The sequence below is a fragment of the Anaerotignum sp. genome (genome assembly GCF_017483025.1).
GTDB lineage: Bacteria > Bacillota > Clostridia > Lachnospirales > Anaerotignaceae > Anaerotignum_A.
Window position 1 is genome coordinate 1 of record NZ_JAFUMA010000076.1, and the last position, 10,616, is coordinate 10,616.

At 46.8% G+C, this 10,616-nt stretch carries 11 protein-coding genes, 1 tRNA gene and 1 pseudogene; 11 read left to right on the forward strand and 2 right to left on the reverse strand.

Going from position 1 to position 10,616, the window contains the following annotated elements:
* From IJ369_RS06745 to IJ369_RS06790, 10 genes and pseudogenes are all read left to right on the forward strand, one after another.
* A pseudogene (locus IJ369_RS06745) lies at positions 1-273 on the forward strand (transcription termination factor Rho); the annotation flags it as partial.
* A gap of 155 nt (positions 274-428) precedes the next feature.
* Entirely contained in the window at positions 429-632 is a 204-nt protein-coding gene (rpmE, locus tag IJ369_RS06750) for a 50S ribosomal protein L31 (RefSeq protein WP_290717483.1), read from the forward strand.
* A gap of 119 nt (positions 633-751) precedes the next feature.
* Positions 752-1,669 carry a DUF1385 domain-containing protein gene (locus IJ369_RS06755; RefSeq protein ID WP_290717485.1) on the forward strand — a complete coding sequence of 306 codons (918 nt, stop codon included), beginning with the start codon at positions 752-754 and terminating at the stop codon, positions 1,667-1,669.
* Entirely contained in the window at positions 1,653-2,519 is an 867-nt protein-coding gene (gene prmC, locus IJ369_RS06760) for a peptide chain release factor N(5)-glutamine methyltransferase (RefSeq protein ID WP_290717487.1), read from the forward strand. Before IJ369_RS06755 ends, prmC begins: the two co-directional genes overlap by 17 nt.
* Positions 2,520-2,521: 2 nt before the next feature.
* The gene (gene prfA / locus IJ369_RS06765; protein ID WP_290717489.1) at positions 2,522-3,598 is read left to right on the forward strand and encodes a peptide chain release factor 1; all 1,077 of its coding nucleotides are present in this window, start codon (positions 2,522-2,524) and stop codon (positions 3,596-3,598) included.
* Positions 3,595-4,140 carry a chromate transporter gene (locus IJ369_RS06770; RefSeq protein ID WP_290717491.1) on the forward strand — a complete coding sequence of 182 codons (546 nt, stop codon included), beginning with the start codon at positions 3,595-3,597 and terminating at the stop codon, positions 4,138-4,140. Before prfA ends, IJ369_RS06770 begins: the two co-directional genes overlap by 4 nt.
* Positions 4,137-4,709 (forward strand): chromate transporter, encoded by a 573-nt coding sequence (locus IJ369_RS06775; protein ID WP_330612958.1) that lies wholly within the window; start codon positions 4,137-4,139, stop codon positions 4,707-4,709. The genes IJ369_RS06770 and IJ369_RS06775 overlap by 4 nt, the downstream gene beginning before the upstream one ends.
* Before the next feature lie 64 nt (positions 4,710-4,773).
* On the forward strand, positions 4,774-5,235 hold the full coding sequence (locus tag IJ369_RS06780; protein ID WP_290717493.1) for a hypothetical protein: 462 nt from the start codon (positions 4,774-4,776) through the stop codon (positions 5,233-5,235).
* A 165-nt stretch (positions 5,236-5,400) separates the two neighbouring features.
* Positions 5,401-7,845 (forward strand): glycogen/starch/alpha-glucan phosphorylase, encoded by a 2,445-nt coding sequence (locus IJ369_RS06785; RefSeq protein WP_290717495.1) that lies wholly within the window; start codon positions 5,401-5,403, stop codon positions 7,843-7,845.
* A gap of 88 nt (positions 7,846-7,933) precedes the next feature.
* Positions 7,934-8,006, forward strand: a tRNA-Arg gene (locus IJ369_RS06790).
* 102 nt (positions 8,007-8,108) lie between these two features.
* Here the strand turns inward: IJ369_RS06790 and IJ369_RS06795 are convergent.
* Positions 8,109-9,515 (reverse strand): site-specific integrase, encoded by a 1,407-nt coding sequence (locus IJ369_RS06795; protein WP_290717497.1) that lies wholly within the window; start codon positions 9,513-9,515, stop codon positions 8,109-8,111.
* A 135-nt stretch (positions 9,516-9,650) separates the two neighbouring features.
* On the reverse strand, positions 9,651-10,202 hold the full coding sequence (locus tag IJ369_RS06800; protein WP_290717499.1) for an XRE family transcriptional regulator: 552 nt from the start codon (positions 10,200-10,202) through the stop codon (positions 9,651-9,653).
* Positions 10,203-10,366: 164 nt separating this feature from the next.
* On the opposite strand from IJ369_RS06800, the gene IJ369_RS06805 reads away from it, so the two are divergent.
* Positions 10,367-10,567: a helix-turn-helix transcriptional regulator gene (locus IJ369_RS06805; RefSeq protein ID WP_290717502.1), complete on the forward strand. Its 201-nt coding sequence runs from the start codon at positions 10,367-10,369 to the stop codon at positions 10,565-10,567.
* Positions 10,568-10,616: the final 49 nt, after the last annotated feature.

Below are 10,616 nucleotides of genomic sequence, written 5' to 3' on the forward strand. Positions count from 1 at the left end.
GGCAATATGGAACTGGTGCTGGATAAGCGCATGGCGGAACGCCGCATCTTCCCTGCCGTGGATATCATCAAAAGCGGCACAAGAAGGGAAGAAAAACTCTTCACCCCCGCGGAACTGGAATGTAACTATGCCCTGCGCCGCATGGCAACGACCCTGAATCATACAGATATGACAGAAGGATTTTTTGACCTGATGAAAAAGACGAAGAATAATCAGGAATTCATGGAACGCCTGCCTGTTTGGGAAAAAACGTTAGGCTTACACGAAAAATAAAAGGATTTTTTGGGTAAAACTGTCAAGAATGCGGAAAACACTGATTTTTCGGGGATTTCTTATTGCAAAACTGAAAATTTTATGCTACAATACCAATGTTGTCTTTAAATAACGTAGATTATTGATCAACGAATAGTGAAAATGAGGTGAAAGAAATGCGCGAAGGTATCCATCCCGAGTATAATCAGGTAACAGTAAAATGCAACTGCGGTAACGAATTCGTTACAGGCTCTACAAACAAAGAAATCAGAGTCGAAGTTTGCTCCAAATGCCACCCCTTCTACACAGGCAGCCAGAAACTGCTTCTGGAAGCTGGCGGTAGAGTTGAAAAATTCAACAAAAAATACGGCAGAAAATAATTTTAGAAACACAAAAAGGGCGGAGCACTATGCTTTCGCCCTTTTTTTCGCTAATGGATAATTTTGCATTGTCCCTTGGCGAAAGAAAGGGCAACCTTTCCGAAAGGAGGTCTATTGATATGAGTGAAAAACGTACAAGCATCGGCGGTCAGGCGGTCATCGAGGGCGTTATGATGCGCGGTAAAAAAATATATGCAATGGCGGTCAGAAATCCTGAGGGCGAGATCGTCATCGAAAAAAAAGAAGTTGGCGGTCTGGGGAAAAAGGGCATTTTCAAATATCCCATTTTTCGCGGCATGGCTTCTTTTGTGGATTCTCTGGTCAGTGGCACAAAAATTCTGATGCGCTCTGCGGAGATCGCTGGCGAAGGCTGGGAAGAGGAAGAACTTTCTCCCTTCGAACAGTGGCTGACAGATAAGCTGGGGGATAAGATCAACGATATCCTGATTTATTTCAGCGTATTCCTGTCTCTGGTGCTGGGGATGAGCCTGTTTTTCGTCCTGCCCGTATTCCTGGGCAATTTCTTCAAGGCCTATGTGCCTACATGGGCTTTGGGCGTCATCGAAGGTCTGGTGCGTATCGCCATTTTCCTGGCGTATCTGTTCCTGATTTCCCGGATGAAGGAAATCAAGCGTGTGTTCCAGTATCATGGCGCAGAACATAAGACCATCGCCTGCTTCGAAAGCGGTAAGGAACTGACAGTGGAAAATGTGCGCCCCTGCACAAGACTGCATAAACGCTGCGGCACCAGCTTCCTGCTGTTTGTTATGCTGATCTCCATGGTGGTGTTCTTCTTTGTCCGTACCGATGTATTCATCATTCGATTGATTACCCGTATTTGTCTGGTGCCTTTTATTGCCGGCATTTCCTATGAGGTGCTGCGCTGGGCGGGCAGATCTGAAAATATCATCGTAAAGGTGCTGAGCGCGCCCGGTCTGTGCCTGCAGAAGCTGACCACGGCGGAGCCAGATGACAGCCAGATCGAATGTGCCATTGCAGCCATGAAAGGGGTTCTGGAAGATGAACCAGAAGAATAAAACAATTGGAGAAGTGTTGCGGGCAGGCAAAGCCCGCTTAAAAGCAGCAGGCAAGGAGGCGTATGCCTTTGAAGCGGAACTGCTGCTGGAAAAAGCCGCCGGTCTGAACCGTACGGCTTTATTTTTGCTTGATGGGGAAAATCTTTCCGACGAAGCGGCAGAACTTTACGAAGGTTTCCTTTCTGAACGAGAACAGGGCAGACCCACCCAGTATATCCTTGGCGAATGGGAATTCATGGGCCTGCCTTTCCATGTGGGCGAAGGGGTTCTGATTCCCCGCGGCGATACGGAAGTGCTGGTGGAAACCATTCTGGAAAAACAGCAGACGGAATCCTTGAAATCTATTCTGGATATCGGCACAGGCAGCGGCTGTATCCCCATCAGCCTGGGGCACTACGGCAAGTTTGAAAACATCATGGCGGTGGATATCAGCCAGAAGGCGTTGGGGTATGCTGCAAAAAATGCCGCTGAAAATAATATCACCATCGACTTTTATGAAAGCGACCTGTTTTCCAACGTGCCAAAGGAATGGCAGGGGAAACTGGACGCCATCGTTTCCAACCCGCCCTATATCCCCAAAATGGATATCGAAGAACTGATGATAGAGGTAAAGGATTTCGAGCCCCTCAATGCGCTGGACGGCGGCGAGGATGGTCTGGATTTTTACAGAGCGATTGTGGAACAGGGCAGAGAATGGCTGAAGGATGGCGGCTGGCTCTTTTTTGAAATCGGATACGATCAGGGGGAAGCATTGCTGTCTCTTCTGAGCGAATTTGGATATACTGAAATTGGACTGAAACAGGATTTGGCAGGTTTAGATAGAGTAGCATTTGGACGAAAGGGGGCATAACTATGTTTGACCGTTTGGCGGAAATCGAAATCAAGTACGGGGAATTGGCGGATCAGATCAATGACCCCGATATCATTGCCAATCAGACGCAATGGCGCAAGCTGATGAAGGAATACAGCGATATGACCCCCATCGTGGAAAAGTATCGGGAATATAAAGCGGCAAAAGAGGGCATCGAAGAAAGCCTGATGATGCTGGAAGAAAAGCTGGACGATGACTTCCGGGAACTGGTGAAGGAAGAACTGGCAGAAAATAAAGAAAAAGTGGAAATACTGAAAAAGGAACTGACGATCCTGCTGATTCCCAAAGACCCTAACGATGAAAAGAACGTCATCGTGGAAATCCGCGGGGGCGCAGGCGGCGATGAAGCGGCGCTGTTTGCAGGAAGGTTGTTCCGTATGTATGCCCGCTATGCAGAACGAAGAAAATGGCGTATCGAAATTTTGAATACCAATGAGATCGACCTGGGTGGTTTCCGGGAAGTTTCCTTTATGATCAAAGGCGAGGGTGCATATTCCCGCCTGAAATATGAAAGCGGTGTCCATCGTGTACAGCGTGTGCCAGTCACAGAAAGCGGCGGACGTATCCATACTTCCACTGCAACGGTGGCAGTTCTGCCCGAAGCGGAGGAAGTGGACGTACACATCGATATGAACGACGTACGTGTAGATGTGTTCCGTGCCTCCGGCAACGGCGGTCAGTGCGTCAATACGACGGATTCTGCCGTGCGTATGACCCATATCCCCACGGGTATCGTGGTTTCCTGTCAGAATGAGAAATCCCAGCTGAAGAATAAGGAGCAGGCCCTGAAGGTGCTCTATGCCCGCGTGTATGAAAGGGAAAGACGGGCCCATGATGAGGCCATCGCTTCCGACAGACGTTCTCAGGTGGGCACAGGGGACAGAAGCGAACGTATCAGAACCTATAACTTCCCTCAGGGCAGGGTGACAGACCATCGTATCGGTCTGACTTTGTATAAGATCGATGCCATTATGGATGGCGATTTGGATGAAGTGATGGATGCACTGGCAACGACTGACCAGATGTCCAAAATGCAGGAGGGGGCGACCGCAGAATGAAAGAACTGTGGGAATTATTTTCGGCTTTCGCAAGGATAGGCGGCTTCACTTTTGGCGGCGGCTATGCCATGCTGCCTATGCTGCAGAAGGAAGTCGTGGAAAAACATAAATGGGCAACAGAAGACGAAGTGCTGGATTACTTTGCCATCGGCCAGTGTACCCCCGGCATCATCTTCGTTAATACGGCCACATTCGTTGGCTATAAGCAGAAGGGCGTGCCCGGTGCCATTGCGGCTACCGTGGGCGGCGTGTTCCCTTCTGTCTGCATCGTGATGTTCATCGCAGCGGTACTGAATAATTTTGCTGAATTGCCTGTGGTGCAGCATGCTTTTGCCGGCATCCGTGTGGTGGTCAGCGTGCTGATCATCAATGCGGTGAAGGGCCTGCGGAAAAAATCTATTGTAGATAAATTGTGCGCGGTCATTGCAGTGGCGTCCTTCCTTGTTTCTGTCTGGGTGGATATTTCCCCTGTTTGGATCGTGGTTGCGGCGGCTGTTCTTGGCATTGCCGTTTCCTGCGGAAGGGAGGCGAAGAAGGAATGATGGATCTTCTGATTCTGATTTTTGAATTTTTCAAAATTGGCCTGTTCTCCATCGGCGGCGGTCTGGCGACTTTGCCTTTCCTCTATCGTCTGGCGGATAAATATCCTTGGTTTTCCACCAGCCAGATTCCCGATATGATTGCCATTTCCGAATCCACGCCCGGCCCTCTGGGGGTCAATATGGCCACCTATACGGGCTTTCAGCACAGCGGCGTCATCGGCAGCATCTGTGCGACGGTGGGGCTGATTTTTCCCTCTGTTGTTATCATCATTCTGATCTCTAAGGTGCTGGAAAAATTCCGCAGCAATAAATATGTGGATTATGCCTTCTATGGTCTGCGCCCTGCGGTCATGGGGCTCATTGGCGCGGCGGGTTTTGGTGTGCTCATCGGCGCTTTGTTCCATTCCGCAACGCTGGAGGAACTGAACCTGTCCAATCTGGGCAGCATGGTTGGCATCGAGGAATGTATCCTGTTCGTGGTGTTGCTTTTTGCTACGAATAAATGGAAAAAACATCCGATTTTTTATATTGCGCTGAGTGCCATCGTTGGTGTTGTTTTCGCACTTTAAAAACGCATGAACATTTCGTCCGTTCCATATCTTTTTACTAAAGAAAAAGAACGGGGGAAACACAATGACATATACGATCTGGCTCCTTCTTTCAGGGGCATATCTGATGTTTACATGGGCAGCAGGAAGGCGGGGTTCCGCTGAAGCTGCCCTTTGTTTTTTCGATGGGATCTATCTGGCTATGCTCTGCTTTGCCCTTTTGCCCCTTGCCATGGAAGCCGCCTTTTTTTATCAGGCAGCGGCGTGTGCTGCCATGGGGGTCGCTTTAGGGCTGTTGACGGAGGGAAAACTTCCCAAAGAGAATGCCTTGCGGGCGGTGCTTTTTGCGGCGCTGGCAGCAGCCTTTTACCTGCTGCAGGGGAAGGAATTGGTTTGGGCGGAGGCCGTTCTCTTGGCCTTTTTTGGCGGCATGGGGTTGTATCATGCTTCGGCGGGCATCCTGCCAGAGCCTGTTTGCATCAGGAAAGCTATCCTTAGCGCAGGCGGATTTCTTCTGGGAGCTGTATATTTTTCGCCATTATTGTAAAGAAATCGTTGTATTTCTGCAATTTATTAGATTTAAATTTGCAAAGAAGTCTTTTTTTTGGTATGATGAAGGAGCATGTATACCAAAATAAGGTGGCAGGCCGGGAATGCCGATCCCGAAAAAGTCAATCAAAAGAGAAGGTTACCTTAGAACGAGGGGGTTATTATGAATCTGATTGAAAAAGAAGAACTGAAAAACATGATTCGGGAAAACGTAAAAACGTTGTACCGAAAAACACTGGAAAATGCCACACCTGAAGAACTGTATCAGGCGGCAGTGTATTCCATCAGGGATGTCATCACAGATAAATGGATGAAGACCCATGATGAATATTATGAAAAAGACGTAAAGGTAGTGTACTACCTTTCCATGGAATTTCTGATGGGTCGTTTTTTTGGCAACGCCCTCATCAATCTGGAAATGTTCGACGAAGTAAAAGAAGTATTCGACGAACTGGGCATTGATTATAACGCAGCGGAAGAAGCAGAACCCGACCCTGGTTTGGGTAATGGCGGCTTGGGCCGACTGGCTGCCTGCTTCCTGGAATCCCTGTCCACACTGGCGCTGCCTGCCTATGGCTGCGGTATCCGCTACCACTACGGCATTTTTGAACAGCGCATCGAAAACGGCTATCAGGTAGAAGCACCTGATAACTGGCTGGAAAATGGCGATCCCTGGTGCCTGAAGCGTAATGAATATGCTGTGGAAGTTAAATTCGGCGGCAATGTAAAGGCTGTGGCGAATGATAAGGGCGGCTACAAAATGGTCCATGAAAATTTCCAGTCCGTAACAGCTATCCCCTATGACTATCCCGTCATTGGCTATGGCAACAACACTGTAAATACTCTGCGTCTGTGGGAAGCAAAACCGAAAAACAGACTGGATCTGAAATCTTTTAACGAAGGCAATTATCAGAAAGCAGCGGAAGAAGAAACGCTGGCGAACACACTGACAGACGTGCTGTATCCTGCCGATGAACACATTCAGGGTAAGGAACTGCGCCTGCGTCAGCAGTATTTCTTTATCTCTGCAACGATTCAGAGAGTGATCGCCCGCTTCAAAAAAATGCATACAGATTTCAATGAACTGCCCAATAAGGTGGCATTCCAGCTGAATGATACCCATCCCAGCATGGCGGTTGCAGAACTGATGCGTGTACTGGTGGATGAAAACGACATTCCCTGGGAACAGGCATGGGATATCACAAGAAAAGTCTGCGCTTATACAAACCATACTATCATGGCGGAAGCTCTGGAAAAATGGCCTATGGAACTGTTCAGCCGTCTGCTGCCCCGTATCTATCAGATCGTAGAAGAGATCAACCGTCGTTTTGTTCTGGAACTGACAGAAAAATATGGCAATGACCCCGCGAAGATCAGAAGCATGGCGATCATTGCTGACGGTCAGATCCGTATGGCTTATCTGGCGATCGTAGGCAGCCATTCCGTAAATGGCGTTGCGGCCCTGCATACAGAAATCCTGAAAAATCAGGAACTGAAGGATTTCTATGAACTGTATCCTGAAAAATTCAACAACAAAACAAACGGCATCACCCAGAGAAGATGGCTGCTTCATTCCAATAAGAAACTGGCTGATCTGATCAATGAAACCATCGGCAAGGATTGGATCACAAATCTGGATGAACTGGAAAAACTGGTTCCCTACGCAGACGATGCGAATTTCCGCAATCGCTTCATGGAAATCAAGAAAGAAAACAAGATCGCTCTGGCGAAATATATCAAGGAAACAAAGGGCATCGATGTAAACCCTGATTCCATTTTCGATATCCAGGTAAAACGTCTCCACGAATATAAGAGACAGCTGTTGAATATCCTGCATGTCATCGGTCTGTATAATCAGCTGAAAGTGAACCCCGGTCTGGATATGATCCCCAGAACATTCATTTTTGGTGCGAAAGCAGCGGCAGGCTATCGCAGAGCAAAGCTGATCATCAAGCTGATCAACGCTGTGGCTGATGTGGTAAACAATGATACTTCCATCAACGGCAAGATCAAGGTAGTATTCATGGAAAACTACCGTGTATCTCTGGCAGAAAAACTGATCCCTGCAGCAGATATCAGTGAACAGATCTCTACAGCAGGTAAGGAAGCCTCCGGTACAGGCAACATGAAGTTTATGCTGAATGGTGCCCTGACGATTGGTACTATGGATGGCGCCAACGTAGAAATCTGCGAAGAAGTTGGCAGAGATAATATCTTCATCTTTGGTATGAGTGCCGATGAAGTGCAGAAAAAATATCAGGGCAGCTATGACCCCTGGATGGTATATAACATGAACCAGGAAGTACGTATGGCCTTGACGAGCCTGATCGACGGCACATTCGATTCTGATACGAACCTGTTCCGTGAACTGTATGATGCCCTGCTCAACGGCAGCGGCGGCAGAGCAGACGAATACTTTGTTCTGGAAGATTATGCAGATTATGCCCGCGCTCACTGGGATATCGACAAGGCATACCGCGACAGCGAAAAATGGGCAAGAATGGCCATCCTGAACACAGCAAAGAGCGGCAAGTTCTCTTCTGACAGAACCATCCGCCAGTATGCTGATGAGATCTGGAATCTGCCTACTGTAGATATCCATCTGTAAGATTTTGGCGAAGGGAAAGATTTGACATCTCTCCCAATTCCATGTAGAATAACAATGCAATCAAGGAGGTCGCGCTGCGACCTCTTATGCACCCGTAGCTCAGGGGATAGAGCGTTCGGCTCCGGACCGAAAGGCCGCAGGTTCGATTCCTGTCGGGTGCGGAACGAAGAAAGCCCGAGAAATCAAGGTTTCTCAGGCTTTTTTTATTTGCTCGAATAAGTGATTTTTGGGGTAAAAACACGTTTTGGTGTCTTATTGGTGTCTTATTGTATATTTTTCTGCTTTTGTAGAACGGGTTGGAACAGGTTCTGGAGCACTTCCGCTGCCGCTTCATCTGCAGATCTGATTGCATGGATATACGTTTTTGTTGTGGTTGCTGTAGAGGAATGCCCCAGTCTTTTAGATACCGTGGCCACATTAACGCCGTTTGCGATCAGCAGGGTCGCGTTTGTATGACGCAGGGAATGGATATTGGCATAGGGCAAGTCATATTTTCGAACGAACTTCCTGATCCAGGATGTCAGGCTGTCCGGATGTAGCGGATTACCATCCCATTGGGTGAATACGAAATCATCATTATGCCAGCGGTCACCGAGCTGAAGCCGCTGCACTGCTTGTTGTTTTCGGTGCTGTTCCAGTTCAGTGAAAACGATGTCGGCCAGTTTGATGATACGGTCAGAGCCTTTAGTTTTAGGAGTGTCTATGTAGATGCCTTTTTTAGGCGTATAGAGAACGGTTCTTTGGATGTGAAGGATTTTATTATTGAAATCAATATCCTTCCACTGAAGCCCACAGACTTCCCCACGACGCATTCCGGAATATACCAACAGAGTAATGAGAGCTTTGTACTGTAGAGGCTCTTTTCCCAGGCAGTCGAAGAAACGAATCATTTCCTGATCGTCCATGCAGCGGACTTCCTTCTGTTCTACACGGGGAGCCTTTACTCTGTTGCATGGATTGCTGGGAATGACCTGCCACATGACTGCAGTCTGGAAGATGGTGGACAGGAGCCGGTGATGGTGCAAGAGGACTTTATCCGACAGGGTTGTTTTTTCGCTGTTTGCTTTGAAGGCCTTTTGCAAGCTGATATCCAGAGCAGAACTGATTTTTTCGGCACTGGTCTGCGCGATATTCTGACCTTTAATGGCATTATTCAGTGTGTAAAGAGAGATTCCTGCCACTTCACTGAAGGCTTGTTTGGTTTTGTGTTTTTTTATGGCAGCGGTTTTCAGATCAATGGTACAGATATATTTGGTGTCTTTGCGGATGCCTTCCTCTGCCAGGTTGTTATAGAACTTCATCAGATGGGCAGGCGTGATCTTTCCGATTTTCAGATGTCCCATGGCGGGGATGATCCGGCTTAGATACTGTTCATATCCCTGCAGGGTTTTTGCCTTTAGATGCTTTGTGGCGTATTCGTTCCACCACATTTCAATGAATTTTTCCAGTGTGATAGAGTGGTCGATGTAGAGACCATTTGTACAGTTTTCCTCAAACAATATTGCTTGTCGATGCGCTTCTTTTTCGGCCTGCCTCGCTGTCATTCCTGTTTCTGGTGTGTAGGTCATGGAGCGTTTGATCTGTGTGCCGTCGGCACGGTAGCCTTCGGAGACTCTGATCAGATAAGCTACCTGTCCCTTTTTGTTGGTTTTTTTGATGATTTGTGCCATGAAAAAAAGACCTCCTTTATTTGGTTTTGGGGTATGCAAATAAAGCGGTCTTATGATACAATACTGTTGCTAGGAGTGGTTGCATTTATGTGACCGCTTATGATCCTCATCCTGTTGGCGCAGGGTGGGGATTTTTTATTTTGTATATTCTTCGAGGCGAGCCATTTCTTGGATTCTTTTTATTGCTTCTGCTTTTCCAGCTTGGTTTAAAGTATGGAATGCAGCCAATAGGGTTTCGCTAGCCTCAGGATTGTCCTGTTCTTTTGAAAGGGTACTTTCGTCAGTCGGTAACTTTGTAAGGGAGGTGAAATAATTTCGAATTCGAATAAAATTTTTATGTTCTATTATTTCGGCCCTGTATTTATTAGCTTCTTCAAAACCTTCTGTTAGCAAGATCGAATTATAAGTGGCGATTTCTTCTTTTGTTAATTCCGGCTCTTCTGTCAGGACTTTGAAAAGTTCATCCTCTTCTTCATCTGTGGCGATAACGATTTCTCCCATCAATTGAGAGGTTGTAATACCAAGCGCTGCTGCTATTTTGCTGACGTTATCGATACTTATTCTGGTACTGTCTCTTTTGGTGATGGAGTACAGTGTATTGACTGAGATACCAGTTTCAGCTGAGAGCCATTTTAATGTTTTCCCTTTATCTTTTAGTATTTTTTTTAAGTTCGTGCCAAGTCCCATTTTCTCTCACCCCTTGTAACTATTTAATCATATTGGACTAATAATGTAAAGTATAAATTGTAAAAAATAAAAGAAAATAGTGCAAAAGGCTTGATTATTGTTATAACTTTTGGTACGGTTGAATTGTATTAGTTCACTTGAAAGGAAATATGAGGAGGGATTATATGAAGATTGATGAAAAAAAACTCGCGATGGTAATTGCCAGATCTGGGGGACTGACTATGGAACAGTTAGCGATGAAAAGTGGAGTATCTAGGCAGACTCTTTCGCTTGCTAGGGCTGGGAAAAGAATCAAAACAGATACTGCTGCAAAAATTGCAGTTGCTTTGGATGTAGATATCGAAGACCTTATTGAAAGGAGATGAGGACCATGAGGAGAATGAGATTGATTTCAGAAGCCTATGCAGAAATTAA

What these genes read in the sequence shown, in the direction of transcription:
- IJ369_RS06805 (WP_290717502.1), top strand. Translation starts at nt 10,367, where the DNA reads ATGAAGATTGATGAAAAAAAACTCGCGATGGTAATTGCCAGATCTGGG.
- IJ369_RS06800 (WP_290717499.1), bottom strand. Translation starts at nt 10,202, where the DNA reads ATGGGACTTGGCACGAACTTAAAAAAAATACTAAAAGATAAAGGGAAA.
- IJ369_RS06755 (WP_290717485.1), top strand. Translation starts at nt 752, where the DNA reads ATGAGTGAAAAACGTACAAGCATCGGCGGTCAGGCGGTCATCGAGGGC.
- rpmE (WP_290717483.1), top strand. Translation starts at nt 429, where the DNA reads ATGCGCGAAGGTATCCATCCCGAGTATAATCAGGTAACAGTAAAATGC.
- IJ369_RS06770 (WP_290717491.1), top strand. Translation starts at nt 3,595, where the DNA reads ATGAAAGAACTGTGGGAATTATTTTCGGCTTTCGCAAGGATAGGCGGC.
- IJ369_RS06775 (WP_330612958.1), top strand. Translation starts at nt 4,137, where the DNA reads ATGATGGATCTTCTGATTCTGATTTTTGAATTTTTCAAAATTGGCCTG.
- IJ369_RS06785 (WP_290717495.1), top strand. Translation starts at nt 5,401, where the DNA reads ATGAATCTGATTGAAAAAGAAGAACTGAAAAACATGATTCGGGAAAAC.
- prmC (WP_290717487.1), top strand. Translation starts at nt 1,653, where the DNA reads ATGAACCAGAAGAATAAAACAATTGGAGAAGTGTTGCGGGCAGGCAAA.
- IJ369_RS06795 (WP_290717497.1), bottom strand. Translation starts at nt 9,515, where the DNA reads ATGGCACAAATCATCAAAAAAACCAACAAAAAGGGACAGGTAGCTTAT.
- IJ369_RS06780 (WP_290717493.1), top strand. Translation starts at nt 4,774, where the DNA reads ATGACATATACGATCTGGCTCCTTCTTTCAGGGGCATATCTGATGTTT.
- prfA (WP_290717489.1), top strand. Translation starts at nt 2,522, where the DNA reads ATGTTTGACCGTTTGGCGGAAATCGAAATCAAGTACGGGGAATTGGCG.